Origin of the sequence: Polynucleobacter asymbioticus, from assembly GCF_018687575.1 — a bacterium.
Classification (GTDB): Bacteria; Pseudomonadota; Gammaproteobacteria; order Burkholderiales; family Burkholderiaceae; genus Polynucleobacter; species Polynucleobacter asymbioticus_C.
Genome location: NZ_CP061297.1, coordinates 205,107 through 217,568, shown reverse-complemented (window position 1 = coordinate 217,568; position 12,462 = coordinate 205,107). Strand labels below are relative to the sequence as shown.

General features: G+C 46.4%; 12 protein-coding genes. 5 read left to right on the top strand and 7 right to left on the bottom strand.

Going from position 1 to position 12,462, the window contains the following annotated elements; genetic code table 11:
- Nucleotides 1–20: 20 nt before the first annotated feature.
- On the bottom strand, nucleotides 21–821 hold the full coding sequence (dapB, locus tag AOC19_RS01170; RefSeq protein ID WP_215377959.1) for a 4-hydroxy-tetrahydrodipicolinate reductase: 801 nt from the start codon (nucleotides 819–821) through the stop codon (nucleotides 21–23).
- A gap of 68 nt (nucleotides 822–889) precedes the next feature.
- Nucleotides 890–1,576 carry an outer membrane protein assembly factor BamE gene (locus AOC19_RS01165; RefSeq protein WP_215376788.1) on the bottom strand — a complete coding sequence of 229 codons (687 nt, stop codon included), beginning with the start codon at nucleotides 1,574–1,576 and terminating at the stop codon, nucleotides 890–892.
- Nucleotides 1,577–1,652: 76 nt separating this feature from the next.
- Between AOC19_RS01165 and fur the strand changes: the two genes are divergently transcribed.
- Nucleotides 1,653–2,111, top strand: coding sequence for a ferric iron uptake transcriptional regulator (gene fur, locus AOC19_RS01160; protein WP_215377957.1), 459 nt, complete (start codon nucleotides 1,653–1,655; stop codon nucleotides 2,109–2,111).
- A gap of 105 nt (nucleotides 2,112–2,216) precedes the next feature.
- On the opposite strand, the gene gap is transcribed toward fur, so the two are convergent.
- Together gap and tkt are read right to left on the bottom strand one after the other, a co-directional pair.
- Complete coding sequence (gene gap, locus AOC19_RS01155; protein WP_215376785.1) at nucleotides 2,217–3,245, bottom strand: type I glyceraldehyde-3-phosphate dehydrogenase; 1,029 nt, start codon at nucleotides 3,243–3,245, stop codon at nucleotides 2,217–2,219.
- Nucleotides 3,246–3,299: 54 nt separating this feature from the next.
- Nucleotides 3,300–5,294: a transketolase gene (gene tkt / locus AOC19_RS01150; RefSeq protein ID WP_215376782.1), complete on the bottom strand. Its 1,995-nt coding sequence runs from the start codon at nucleotides 5,292–5,294 to the stop codon at nucleotides 3,300–3,302.
- A 43-nt stretch (nucleotides 5,295–5,337) separates the two neighbouring features.
- Here tkt and AOC19_RS01145 point away from each other — a divergent pair, with 43 nt between their 5' ends.
- Nucleotides 5,338–6,099, top strand: a complete 762-nt coding sequence (locus AOC19_RS01145) for a 16S rRNA (uracil(1498)-N(3))-methyltransferase (RefSeq protein ID WP_215376779.1) — start codon at nucleotides 5,338–5,340, stop codon at nucleotides 6,097–6,099.
- Nucleotides 6,100–6,131: 32 nt separating this feature from the next.
- Here AOC19_RS01145 and AOC19_RS01140 read toward each other — a convergent pair whose 3' ends face one another.
- Both AOC19_RS01140 and AOC19_RS01135 read right to left on the bottom strand, forming a co-directional pair.
- Nucleotides 6,132–6,752, bottom strand: coding sequence for a barstar family protein (locus AOC19_RS01140; protein ID WP_215302474.1), 621 nt, complete (start codon nucleotides 6,750–6,752; stop codon nucleotides 6,132–6,134).
- A gap of 138 nt (nucleotides 6,753–6,890) precedes the next feature.
- The gene (locus AOC19_RS01135) at nucleotides 6,891–9,218 is read right to left on the bottom strand and encodes an NADP-dependent malic enzyme (protein ID WP_215376776.1); all 2,328 of its coding nucleotides are present in this window, start codon (nucleotides 9,216–9,218) and stop codon (nucleotides 6,891–6,893) included.
- An 84-nt stretch (nucleotides 9,219–9,302) separates the two neighbouring features.
- Here AOC19_RS01135 and thiL point away from each other — a divergent pair, with 84 nt between their 5' ends.
- The 3 genes from thiL to AOC19_RS01120 are packed head-to-tail and all read left to right on the top strand — an operon-like array spanning nucleotide 9,303 to nucleotide 11,424.
- Complete coding sequence (thiL, locus tag AOC19_RS01130; RefSeq protein WP_215376773.1) at nucleotides 9,303–10,325, top strand: thiamine-phosphate kinase; 1,023 nt, start codon at nucleotides 9,303–9,305, stop codon at nucleotides 10,323–10,325.
- A complete protein-coding gene (locus AOC19_RS01125; protein ID WP_215376770.1) occupies nucleotides 10,322–10,903 on the top strand; it encodes a phosphatidylglycerophosphatase A family protein in 582 nt (193 codons plus the stop codon). The genes thiL and AOC19_RS01125 overlap by 4 nt, the downstream gene beginning before the upstream one ends.
- The gene (locus AOC19_RS01120) at nucleotides 10,900–11,424 is read left to right on the top strand and encodes a CinA family protein (RefSeq protein WP_215376767.1); all 525 of its coding nucleotides are present in this window, start codon (nucleotides 10,900–10,902) and stop codon (nucleotides 11,422–11,424) included. The genes AOC19_RS01125 and AOC19_RS01120 overlap by 4 nt, the downstream gene beginning before the upstream one ends.
- 18 nt (nucleotides 11,425–11,442) lie before the next feature.
- Here AOC19_RS01120 and corA read toward each other — a convergent pair whose 3' ends face one another.
- On the bottom strand, nucleotides 11,443–12,414 hold the full coding sequence (gene corA, locus AOC19_RS01115; protein ID WP_215376764.1) for a magnesium/cobalt transporter CorA: 972 nt from the start codon (nucleotides 12,412–12,414) through the stop codon (nucleotides 11,443–11,445).
- Nucleotides 12,415–12,462 lie beyond the last annotated feature (48 nt).

Genomic DNA, 12,462 nt, shown 5'->3' with positions numbered 1-12,462 from the left:
TGGTAATCGTATTTGGTGAGTTACTTGCGCAGACCAAGAACATCTTGCATGTCATACAAGCCCGAATGCTGACTTTGTAAAAAGCGTGCGGCACGTAAGGAGCCTTGGGCATAAGACTGGCGGCTAGAAGACTTATGGCTAATCTCAATCCGCTCGCCCTCACCTGCAAACAACACAGTGTGGTCGCCCACAATATCTCCGCCACGAATCGTTGCAAAACCAATCGAGCCAGCTTTGCGCTCGCCGGTGTGACCTTCGCGGGCATAGACGGCAACATCGTCTAATTTCTCACCAAGTGCATCAGCAATTACTTCACCCATTCTGAGTGCAGTGCCTGATGGGGCATCTACCTTATGGCGATGATGAGCCTCAATGATTTCAATGTCGTAACCTTCGTTCAACATCTTTGCAGCTATTTCTAATAATTTGAATGTGGCATTCACACCCACACTCATGTTTGGCGCAAAAACAATTGCCAAATTGGCAGAAGCTTTTTTCAGGCTATCAATTTGTTCTGAGCTAAGACCAGTAGTGCCAATAATCATTTTGCTGCCTGTCTTTTGCGCAACGGCTAAATGGGCCATCGTGCCTTCTGGGCGAGTGAAATCAATTAAGAACTCAGCACCAGTCAAGGCCTTCGCAATATCCGATGTAATGGCTACGCCTGTTTTTTTTCCTAAGAACGCACCGGCATCTTCACCAAGCAGCGGACAAGACTCATGATCCAACGCGCCAACTAGCTCAGCATCGGGGCAATTGAGCACAGCCTCGATCAACATTTTTCCCATGCGGCCGGTTGCACCAGCGATTGCGATTTTCATCATTTGTATCTTCGTTTCTTATTCAAGGTTGTCGAAAGAAATCATTCGACATCAGCACAACTTTATCTTTACTTAACTTCACTAGCCTGCGGAACGTTGAGAGCGCCAGGACCTAACTGTTGAGGCACTGGCTGAGCGTCTGGCGATTTTTTTGAAAAACTAAAAAAGTCCCAAAAAGAACTGCCAGCGGGAGCCGCAGGCACAGCTGCACCAGCTGGCAAATTATTAGTTGGACTGGGCACCAGTAACTCAGGTTGCTGTAATGGCTTTTTTACTGGAGGCTTGTTCGATCCGGTCATGACATCCCAGAAGGAGCGTTTGGTTTTTGCGTAACCATCAATCTCGGCAACCAACTCCACTTCCGTCGGCAAGGCATCACCTTGGAACTTCACCAACTTATCACCCTCAAAAAATACGGTGACGCGACGCTCTTTACTCATTTGCTGATTAGCACGCTTAAATTCAAAAACGTAGTCCCAGCGATTGGCATGGAAATAGCTAGCCAACAAAGGTGTTCCCAGAATTTGGCGGACTTGCTCGCGACTCTGACCCACTTGCAACTTGGCGTACTGCTCACTCGAAATAAAGTTGCCCTGCACCACATCAGGAACATAGGGTTGAAAGACTTTATTCATCCAAGCGCGTTGCGTATCATCAACAGCGCTAGTGCAACCTGTAACAATCATTACTGAGCCAAGCGCAGCAATTACTAATCCTGTCCGAGCGAGGTCAAAAAGCCCATAAATGGAGTTCATTAGACGGGTAAAAAGTTGAAGGCAATTTTGCATGGCAGGCCGTATCATTAAGACATTGATTTTAGCTCCCAAACCCATGAATATGAACCAAAACCCAACTCCGGCAGATTTACGCGACATTGGCCTTAAGGCAACAGGTCCGCGCATGAAAATCTTGGACTTTTTCCATCAAAATGGCGGCACCCACTTTAGCGCTGAAGATGTGTTTATAGCCTTAGCCAAGGAAGACAAAGAAATTGGTTTGGCCACGGTTTATCGGGTCCTCACCCAGTTTGAACAAGCAGGGCTCTTGCTCCGTAGTCATTTTGAGTCCAGCAAAGGCGATGGCCGAGCTATTTATGAACTAAATGAGGGGCAGCACCATGACCATTTGGTTTGCTTGGATTGCGGGCATGTAGAGGAGTTTGTCGACGAGGCCATTGAAAAAAGGCAGCGTGACATTGCCAAAAACCTCGGTTTTAAGCTTCAGGAGCACTCTTTGGCGATGTATGGCCACTGCCAAAAGAAGAATTGCCGCAATAAGCCCAAGCCCTAATTTAGGAAGATAAGAGCAGATAATGAAAAAAGACCTCAATTGAGGTCTTTTTTACATATAAAGTAAGTTTTTAAGAGATTTTAGGGGTAAAACCCACTTAATTACTTACTTTACAGCCATCAATGCTTCAGCGGCATTGAGCATCTGCACTGAATAACCCCACTCGTTGTCGTACCAAGCCAGCACTTTGACCAGCTTGCCATCCGCTGAAACGCGAGTCTGGGAAGCGTCATAAATACTTGGGCGTGGGTCATGGTTAAAGTCAATGGATACCAAAGGCAAGGTGTTGAAACCCAAGATACCCTTCAATTCACCTTCGCTTGCTGTTTTGAGGATGGAGTTCACCTCATCCACACTAGTAGCACGGCTAGCGGCAAAGGTTAAATCCACAACAGAAACGTTAATCACGGGCACGCGCATCGCAAAACCGTCAAAACGTCCTGCTAGGGCTGGCAATACCAAACCAACTGCTTTTGCTGCGCCTGTCTTAGTTGGGATCATGCTGCTCACAGCAGAACGCGCACGGCGCATATCCTTGTGATACACATCAGTTAGAACCTGGTCATTCGTAAATGCATGAATCGTGGTCATCAAGCCAGACTCGATACCAATCTTTTCTAACAGTGGCTTAACCAATGGAGCCAAACAGTTAGTTGTGCAGCTCGCATTAGAAACCACGACATCGCTTGGTTTGAGAACTTGCTGGTTTACACCGTAAACAATTGTGGCATCCACATCTTTTTCACCGGGAGCAGAAATTAATACTTTCTTCGCACCCTGGGAGATATGCACCATGGCTTTTTCTTTTGAAGTGAACTTGCCAGAGCACTCGAGCACCAAGTCCACACCCAACTCACCCCATGGAGTTTCTAAAGGATTGCGAGTGGAGAACATTTTGATGCGATCGCCGTTAACCACCATGCAATCACCATCCACTTTTACTTCAGCAGGAAAACGACCGTGCGCAGAATCATATTGCGTCAGGTGCGCATTGATATCGATATCGCCCATAGCATTGATTGCGACGATTTTGATATCACGTCTTGGCTTGCCGTTTACTTGATCTTCATATAAAGCACGTAAGACCATGCGACCAATACGACCATAACCATTAATTGCGACACGAATTGTCATTCCATTCCCCTTGCTAATTTTGAATTCTTAAATAAATACTTTTTCTTATCTTTTCTATTTCTTTGCGATGCATTGCTTCACGGTTTTAGTGATCTGATCCACAGTCAAGCCAAAGTATTCATAGAGCACAGGCGCTGGAGCTGACTCACCAAAGGTATCAACACCGTGCACTGCTGCACAACCATACTTCCACCAGAAATCACTCACACCCGCTTCAACAGCAATACGTGGAATAGCAGCCGGCAAGACTGTTGCTTTATAAGCGGCATCTTGTTGATCAAATACTGTCGTTGATGGAATAGACACCACACGAATACCAAAGCCTTCACCTTCCAAACGCTCTGCCGTTTGCAATGCCAAGGCAATTTCAGATCCAGTGGCAATAATCACTGCATCGATCTTGGATTTCTTGGGATCACGCAAAACATATCCACCGCGCGCAATATCTTTTACTTGCTGGCTATTGCGTGACACAAATGGGCAATTTTGACGACTAAAAATTAAAGCACTTGGGCCATGCTTACGTTCAATCGCAGCACCCCAGGCAACCGCACTTTCGGTGGTGTCACAGGGACGCCAAACCATCAGGTTTGGAATGAGACGCAAGCTCGCGACGTGCTCAACAGACTGGTGTGTAGGACCATCTTCACCCAAGCCAATTGAGTCATGCGTAAAGACAAAGATGCTACGCAACTTCATCAATGCAGCCATGCGCAAGGCATTGCGACTGTAATCGGAGAAGGTTAAGAAGGTGCCACCAAATGGAATGTATCCGCCATGTAAAGCGATACCGTTCATGATGGCGCTCATACCAAATTCGCGCACACCGTAATTGATGTGATTACCCCATTGGTCACCGCGTACAGCTTTACATGAGGACCAGTTGGTTAAGTTAGAGCCTGTTAAGTCAGCAGAGCCGCCCATGAACTCCGGCAATGCTGGCGCCAATGCCTCGATGGCATTTTGACTGGCCTTGCGAGTAGCAATTGTTTCTGCCTTGGTTTCACAAGTTTTTAAGTAAGCATCTAAGGTCTTAGAGAAGTCTTTAGATAAATCACCCTGCATACGGCGCTGTAATTCAGAAGCCAATTCTGGATATTTATTTTTGTAGGCTTGAAATTCTTTATTCCACTCATGCTCAGCAGCTTGGCCACGCTTCTTGAAATCCCAAGCCTCATAAATATCATTTGGAATTTCAAACGGCGCATATGGCCAGTTCAATGCAACACGGGTTGCAGCAATTTCAGCTGCGCCCAATGGCGAGCCATGTACCTTATCGCTGCCCGCCATATTAGGAGAGCCTTGACCGATTGCCGTCTTGCAACAAATCAATGTTGGTTTATCACTCTTCTTAGCTTTAGCAATGGCGCTAGATACTGCTTCAGCATCATGACCATCAACATCACGAATGACATTCCAGCCATAAGCCTCAAAACGTTTTGGCGTATCTTCGTTAAACCAGGAAACAACCTTGCCATCAATCGAGATGCCATTGTCATCCCACAGTGCAATCAATTTATTCAGTTTGAGTGTGCCAGCCAATGAACATACTTCATGACTGATGCCTTCCATCAAACAACCGTCACCTAAAAATACATAGGTGTAGTGGTCAACAATGTCATGACCTGGGCGATTAAATTCTTGCGCTAATAATTTTTCAGCAAGTGCCATACCCACTGCATTTGAAATACCCTGACCCAAGGGACCGGTAGTGGTTTCTACTCCGGGAGTAATTCCATATTCCGGATGGCCTGCAGTTTTGCTGTGTAACTGTCGGAAGTTTTTCAACTCACTCATCGGCAAGTCATAACCAGTCAGATGCAATAAGGAATACAGCAACATCGAGCCGTGACCATTAGATAAAACAAAGCGGTCACGATTCATCCAATGCGGATCTGTTGGGTTGTGTTGCAAGTGCTCATTCCAAAGACCGACCGCAATATCAGCCATACCCATTGGCATTCCGGGGTGCCCAGAATTGGCTTGTTGAACTGCATCCATGGATAAAGCACGAATGGCGTTTGCCATACGAATTTGAAGGTTTGACATCGTAAATTGGGTCTCTAGGAAATTAATTAGCTATATTTCAGTAATGCCTCAATTTTATCTTCCCGGGCCATGGGAAACCCAAAAGCCAAATACCCTCACCCCTGAGCTCGCACATCACTTGCGCGTGCGACGTATCCAAGTTGGTGAATCCTTCCCAATCTTTGATGGCAAAGGCCAAGTTGCCCAGGCAAAATTGCTTGCTCTTGGCAATAAGTCGGGGGAAGCAGAGTTAAGTAATATTCGTCAAGATACCCATCGTGAGAGCCCCTACGCCATCACCCTTGCACAAGGCCTAGCTGGTGGCGACAAGATGGACTGGGTGGTAGAAAAGGTTATTGAGACCGGCGCTCAAGTCATTGCCCCACTGCAGTGTGAGCGCTCAGTCATCAAATTAACACGCTCCAGTGATGCGGAGCGGGCTCAAAAACGCCTTTTGCACTGGGAGGGCATTGTTCAGGCAGCCTGTGAGCAATGCGATCGAACCGTTTTAGCTTCAGTAGAGCCCATACAAAGTTTTGAAAGTTATCTAAAGAAGCCACAAAAAGCAACACTTAAACTACTTTTAAGCCCTGATACCGACAAAAGCCTGTATTCAGTCTTAATCAGCAGTCCGCCACAAGATATTATTTTGATGATTGGCCCTGAAGGTGGACACTCGCCCGAAGAAGAGGCGCAAGCTCAAGCAGCTGGCTATCAGATTGTTTCTTTAGGGGACCGGGTATTGAGAACTGAGACTGCTGGCATTGTGGCAATTACTGCTGTTCATAGCATTTGGGATCCAGAAATGCAAAATCGCCTCAAGTAGAGGCGATTTGTGCTGTTTTATGGATTTACTGCTTAAGCAAAAGAGTAGAACACGCGATAAGGCGTACGTCGCTCAGACCAGAAGTCCACAGCATCACGGAATACATCTAAGAGGGTCTCGCGAGCTTCTTTGTCAAACTTCTGAGTACAAGGCAAACCTTCTAGTACCACTACGAAACCTGGCTGTGGGCCAGACTTATCAACCGTAGTCGTCAAAGCATCTAGCAAAGGATCGAAATTCTTAGCCTGTTGCTTGGTAAATGTATAGGCAATCGCAATCGCTTCCAACACTTCGCCTTTAGTCATTGCATTTGCACAATTAGCGTAAATGAAGTGCTGACCAAGCTCTGTAGCCGCCTCCTGGAGATCAGGAGTGCGGAAAGCACGAATAGATTGCACGATATTAGGGCGCACACTGCGCAACATTGCCGGCGGTCCGGCATCGCGAACGGCCAAAGCGGCACGCCAAGAAGCTGTCACTTTTTTCCCCGAAACTTGATTTGCTGCATAGGTTTGTAAACGAGATAAACCACCCTCAGCATAGATGTTGGCAGCAGACGACTCTGTTTCAAGTCGATCGTTACTATCCCAACTTTCAGCGCGACTGTGTTCGTCGAAGCTTACTGTAGTGCCGTTTTCAGAGCGATTATTCATGATGGGTGCTAGGTTACCCTTAACACGCCATCAAATCAAGCCCATTTACAGTACATTTTATATAAACCATTGATTTATATAATAATTATTTATGTTAGTTATTGCTAACTAACATAAATAAAGGTCTGCTACTAAGCCTTAAGCTACACCTCTGGCGTTACTTGCTGCCTCAACTACCGCCAAAGTGGTGACATTGACGATACGGCGCACAGTAGCAGATGGCGTCAGAATATGAATCGGCTTAGCAGCACCTAAGAGCAATGGGCCGATTGCAATACCGTTACCAGCAGCAGTCTTGAGCAAGTTGTAGGAAATGTTGGCAGCATCAATATTCGGCAACACTAGCAAGTTGGCATCGCCTTTTAGAGGAGACGAAGTCACTGCAGTAGCACGAATGGTTTCATCCAAAGCGCTATCGCCATGCATTTCACCATCAACCTCGAGAGTTGGATCTGCCTTTTGAATCAAAGCCAATACTTCACGCATTTTGACTGCGGAAGGAGCGCTGCTTGAACCAAAGTTGGAATGGGATAAGAGTGCAACCTTAGGCGCCAAGCCTAATTTACGCATTTCGCTCGCGGCCATCAATGTCAACTCAGCCAATTGCTCTGCAGTTGGATCAATATTAACGTGGGTGTCTAACAAAAATACTTGGCGTCCCGGCAAAATCAGTCCTGACATTGCGCCATAAACATTGGCGCCAGGTTCACGACCCACTACTTCGTCAACATATTTCAAGTGTGTTGCTAAGTTTCCAACGGTTCCACAAATCATTCCATCAGCCATGCCTTTGGTAATCATCACTGAACCAATGAGGCTATTACGACGACGCATTTCAAGCTTAGCGAAAGATTCAGTAACACCTTTACGCTCTGTCAAAGCTAAGTAGGTTTGCCAGAAATCACGGAAACGTGAATCACTCTCCGGGTTCACAATCTCAAAATCTTCACCCGCTTTAATGCGCAAGCCAAACTTACCAATGCGATGCTCAATGACTGCAGGACGGCCAATCAAAATTGGTGTCGCTAAATGCTCGTCAATGATGATTTGTACTGCGCGCAATACACGCTCATCCTCACCCTCAGCAAACACAATACGTTTTTGTGCAGCAGGCACTCGTTTAGCAATGCTAAACAATGGCTTCATCAAGGTGCCGGAATGGTACACAAATTGTTGTAACTGATTACGGTACGCATCAAAGTCTTTAATCGGACGTTGAGCAACACCATCATCCATCGCCGCCTTAGCAACTGCAGGTGCGATAACAGTAATCAAACGTGGGTCAAATGGCTTCGGAATTAAATATTCTGGACCAAAAGATAAGTTCTCAATACCGTACACAGAGGTGACTACTTCGCTCTGCTCAGCTTGTGCCAATTCCGCTACAGCCTTAACAGCGGCGACTTCCATGCCACGTGTAATGGTAGTGGCGCCAACGTCTAATGCACCACGGAAGATGAATGGAAAGCACAATACGTTATTAACCTGGTTTGGATAATCGGTACGGCCAGTTGCCATCACTGCATCAGGACGAACTTCCTTTACCTCTTCAGGAAGAATCTCTGGGGTTGGATTTGCTAAGGCGTAGACCAATGGCTTAGGCGCCATCTTCTTGACCATGTCTTGCTTGAGAACACCGCCAGCAGAAAGACCCAAGAAAATATCTGCACCTTCAATTGCTTGATCGAGTGTACGCAGTTCTGTCTCTTGGCAGAACGGCTCCTTCTCAGGATCCATTAATTCTTTACGGCCTTTATAGGCAACACCAGCTAAGTCAGTTACCCAAATATTTTTTCGTGGGATACCGAGGTCAACCAATAAGTCCAAACAAGCTAATGCGGCAGCGCCAGCACCCGAGGTAACTAGCTTCACGTTACCCACGTCTTTACCAACAACCTTCAAGCCATTGAGAATTGCAGCAGCGACCACGATCGCAGTTCCATGTTGATCGTCATGGAAGACCGGAATCTTCATGCGCGCTTGTAACTTGCGTTCGACTACAAAACAATCTGGTGCTTTGATGTCCTCTAAATTGATACCACCAAAAGTGGGCTCAAGCGCAGCAATGATTTCAACTAATTTGTCTGGATCATTTTCATTCACTTCAATATCGAATACATCGATACCAGCAAATTTCTTAAAGAGAACTGCTTTACCCTCCATCACCGGCTTGCTTGCCAATGGACCAATATTTCCTAAGCCTAAGACAGCTGTACCGTTAGTAATTACGCCGACTAAATTGCCGCGGGCTGTGTAACGGAATGCGTTGGCAGGGTCTTTAGCAATCTCTTCGCAGGCTGCAGCAACACCAGGTGTATAGGCCAGCGCTAGGTCTCGCTGATTGGTTAACTGCTTTGTTGGGGCAATTTCGATTTTTCCTGGGACAGGAAACTCGTGATAGTGGAGAGCGGCTGCTCTTAAATCCGCTATTTGCTGTTCTTTACTGCTATTGCTTGGTTTACTCATCAGTTCACTCATCAATCAGACGTATTCAAGCTTCTAATTCTATTCCTCTCGGGTGGAGGACTCCCAAGAGCCATAAAATGGGGCATGCAATCTCAAACTTCCTCACTTGGCGAATTTGACCTGATTCAGCGCTTCTTTAAAACGCAGTCAGAACTCATGCTCAGAAAGAATCCCGGCTCCGTGAAATTGGGAATTGGTGATGACTGCGCCTTACTAAAAATCGACCCTAGCGAAGAAATTGCCATAACCAGCGATATGCTGGTCTCAGGCAGACACTTTTTCCCGGACGCCAATCCAGAGTGGCTGGGCTGGAAAGCCCTAGCAGTCAACCTCTCAGACCTGGCAGCCATGGGTGCTAAGCCATTGGGCTTTACTTTAGCGTTAGCCTTACCAGGGCCTAATTCAGCATGGCTGGAAGCCTTTAGCAAGGGATTATTTGCTATTGCAAATCATTACAACTGCCCGCTAATTGGTGGCGATACCACTGCCGGCCCACTCAATATTTGTATCACTGCTTTTGGCAGTATTCCGACAGAGAAAGCCATTCGTAGATCAGGGGCATTAGAGGGTGATGACATTTGGGTTTCAGGAACTGTTGGCGATGCCAGACTTACTCTTGCTGCACTGCGTCATGAAATTCAATTACCTCAAGAGGATTTGGCAAGCATTGAAGGGCGCATGCATCGACCAACTCCGAGGCTGGATTTAGGCATTGCCTTAAGAGGCATTGCCAACTCCGCTTTGGATGTCTCTGATGGCCTATTAGGCGATCTCAAACATATCCTCGATGAGTCTGGCAAAAGCGCTGAAGTCTTCTTAGGCAGAATTCCGAAATCCAGCATCCTACTCAAGCAATCACAAGCCATCCAAAACCAATGCGCCGCAAGTGGCGGGGATGATTACGAGCTGTGTTTTACCGCTCCTGGTAATCAGCGAGATGCCATCGCCAAAATCAGTGCAGAACTCAATCTTCCGCTGACTCAAATTGGCAGCATCAAATCCATGCAACACTCAACACCTGAGATACACATCATCGGTAACGATGGGAAACCATTAAACATTCAAGAAGCCAATTTACTATTGAAATCTTTTGATCACTTCGCATGAATACCCGAACTAATGCGCCAGACTCCTCCTCATTAAATCCCAGCCTCAAATGGGTATTTAGTAAACCTAGTCGCGCCCTAGCATTCGGCATGGGTAGTGGTTTAGCGCCATTCGCCCCTGGCACCGCAGGAACACTATGGGCTTGGGTCGCATTCCTGATAGGAGAATATTTTCTTTCTACCGAAGCTTGGCTGTGGATCATTGGAACTGGAATACTGCTAGGCTGCTGGATCTGCGGACAAGTCAGCGAAGAGTTAGGCAAAAAAGATTTTGGCGGAATTGTGTGGGATGAAGTTGTCGCCTTCTGGCTTGTATTGATCTTCATCATGCCTACAAACTTGTGGATGCAGATTTTGGCGTTTGTACTTTTCAGATTCTTTGATGCCGTCAAGCCAGGTCCGATTGAAATGATTGATCGACACTTTAAAAAATTAGCAGATGGCGATAATTCCTCTCCATCCAATTTTGGTTTAATACTTTGGCGCGGCTTTGGAATCATTGCCGACGATTTGGCTGCAGCATTTTTCACCCTACTCACCATTGCGCTTTTACATATTGGATTGAGCTACCTCTCATGAAAAATAACAACGATCCTCAGCATGAATTAGCGAGAGCGATTGCGCTGACCTTAATCAGTCGAGCTTGGAAAATTGCTCTGGCTGAATCCTGCACCGGCGGCCTTGTCTGCGGAACTCTAACGGATTTAGCTGGCTCAAGCGATTGGCTAGAGCGAGGCTACATCACCTATAGCAATGCTGCGAAATCTGAATGCTTAGATGTTCCAGTAGAAATGATTGAATCCTTTGGCGCGGTTAGCGAGCAAGTTGCTAAAGCCATGGCTGAGGGGGCACTTCGTAATGCCAATGTCAACGCTGCCATCTCCATTACTGGCATTGCTGGGCCAACAGGTGGGTCCCCAGAAAAACCAGTTGGCACTGTCTGCTTTGGCTGGGCGATTAAAGAAAGTATTGGAAATGATGTCATCAATACCGCCACGCTGACTAAGCACTTCAACGGCGATCGCCAAATTGTGCGAGAACAAGCGCGTGATTTTGCGCTCTCGAAATTTCTGGAATTACTTAAACCAAAAAATGCCTAATAAGGCAGTACTACAGAATTAGCGTGAGCTTAACCAGCCCTTATGGCGGAAGTAGCCTAGTGGAATCATCGCTGAAATCACCATAGAAATAATGGCGACTGGATAACCCCAAGTCTCTTCTAGCTCTGGCATGTAGCGGAAGTTCATACCCCACACACTAGCCAATAGAGTAGGCGGCATTAAAGCAACAGATACTACTGAGAAGATCTTGATGATCTTACTTTGGTTCAAATTAATAAAACCGACTGTCGCATCCATCAAGAAGTTAATCTTATCGAACAAGAAGGCAGTGTGGTTTTCTAGTGAATCAATGTCTCGCAAAATCTGACGCGCTTCTTCTTGCTGCTCATCAGACAATAACTTGCTTCGCATTAAGAAAGACAATGCGCGGCGGGTATCCATCACATTACGACGAATGCGTCCGTTGGTATCTTCTTCCTTGGCAATCGTTTCGAGCACTTCTTCTGCATCGTTATCAGTGATGTCATCTTGCAGAACGCGCTTACCTGCTTGCTCGAGGTTTTCATAAACCTCTTCCAAAGCATCGGCGGAATACTCAGCATCAGTGGAATACAAATCTAATAAAACGTCTTTTGCATTACTTACTGAACCAGGACGCAAACGGGCACGCAAACGCACTAAACGGAATACTGGCAAATCTTCATCATGAATAGAGAACAAAACTTGCTTGGTCATGACGAAAGCAACTCGCACGTTACGAGAAGTTTCTTCTTCATCCAATAGGAAATCAGTACGAATATGGAGGTGGCCGTCATCTGCCTCGAAATAACGCGCAGAAGCTTCTAAGTCACCCAAATCATCCAATTCAGGCAAAAGAACGCCAAAAGCCTCTTTAATCCATAGAAGCTCTTCCTCTTCAGGGTCAACTACATCGATCCAGATAGGGTTGGAGTATTGCAACAATTCATTGCGATCTTCCACTTGCTCTTGAGAGAGGCGGCCATTTTGCAGGACGAACAAGTTGATCATGGTGAACTCCTAAGGAATGGTCGCTAGTTTATCCTATAGCTCATGACA

Excerpts from the sequence above, each read along its gene's own strand:
- AOC19_RS01140 (WP_215302474.1), bottom strand. The coding sequence starts at position 6,752 with ATGAATAATCGCTCTGAAAACGGCACTACAGTAAGCTTCGACGAACAC.
- gap (WP_215376785.1), bottom strand. The coding sequence starts at position 3,245 with ATGACAATTCGTGTCGCAATTAATGGTTATGGTCGTATTGGTCGCATG.
- AOC19_RS01135 (WP_215376776.1), bottom strand. The coding sequence starts at position 9,218 with ATGAGTAAACCAAGCAATAGCAGTAAAGAACAGCAAATAGCGGATTTA.
- fur (WP_215377957.1), top strand. The coding sequence starts at position 1,653 with ATGAATATGAACCAAAACCCAACTCCGGCAGATTTACGCGACATTGGC.
- AOC19_RS01125 (WP_215376770.1), top strand. The coding sequence starts at position 10,322 with ATGAATACCCGAACTAATGCGCCAGACTCCTCCTCATTAAATCCCAGC.
- corA (WP_215376764.1), bottom strand. The coding sequence starts at position 12,414 with ATGATCAACTTGTTCGTCCTGCAAAATGGCCGCCTCTCTCAAGAGCAA.
- dapB (WP_215377959.1), bottom strand. The coding sequence starts at position 821 with ATGAAAATCGCAATCGCTGGTGCAACCGGCCGCATGGGAAAAATGTTG.
- AOC19_RS01165 (WP_215376788.1), bottom strand. The coding sequence starts at position 1,576 with ATGAACTCCATTTATGGGCTTTTTGACCTCGCTCGGACAGGATTAGTA.
- AOC19_RS01145 (WP_215376779.1), top strand. The coding sequence starts at position 5,338 with ATGCCTCAATTTTATCTTCCCGGGCCATGGGAAACCCAAAAGCCAAAT.
- thiL (WP_215376773.1), top strand. The coding sequence starts at position 9,303 with ATGCAATCTCAAACTTCCTCACTTGGCGAATTTGACCTGATTCAGCGC.
- AOC19_RS01120 (WP_215376767.1), top strand. The coding sequence starts at position 10,900 with ATGAAAAATAACAACGATCCTCAGCATGAATTAGCGAGAGCGATTGCG.
- tkt (WP_215376782.1), bottom strand. The coding sequence starts at position 5,294 with ATGTCAAACCTTCAAATTCGTATGGCAAACGCCATTCGTGCTTTATCC.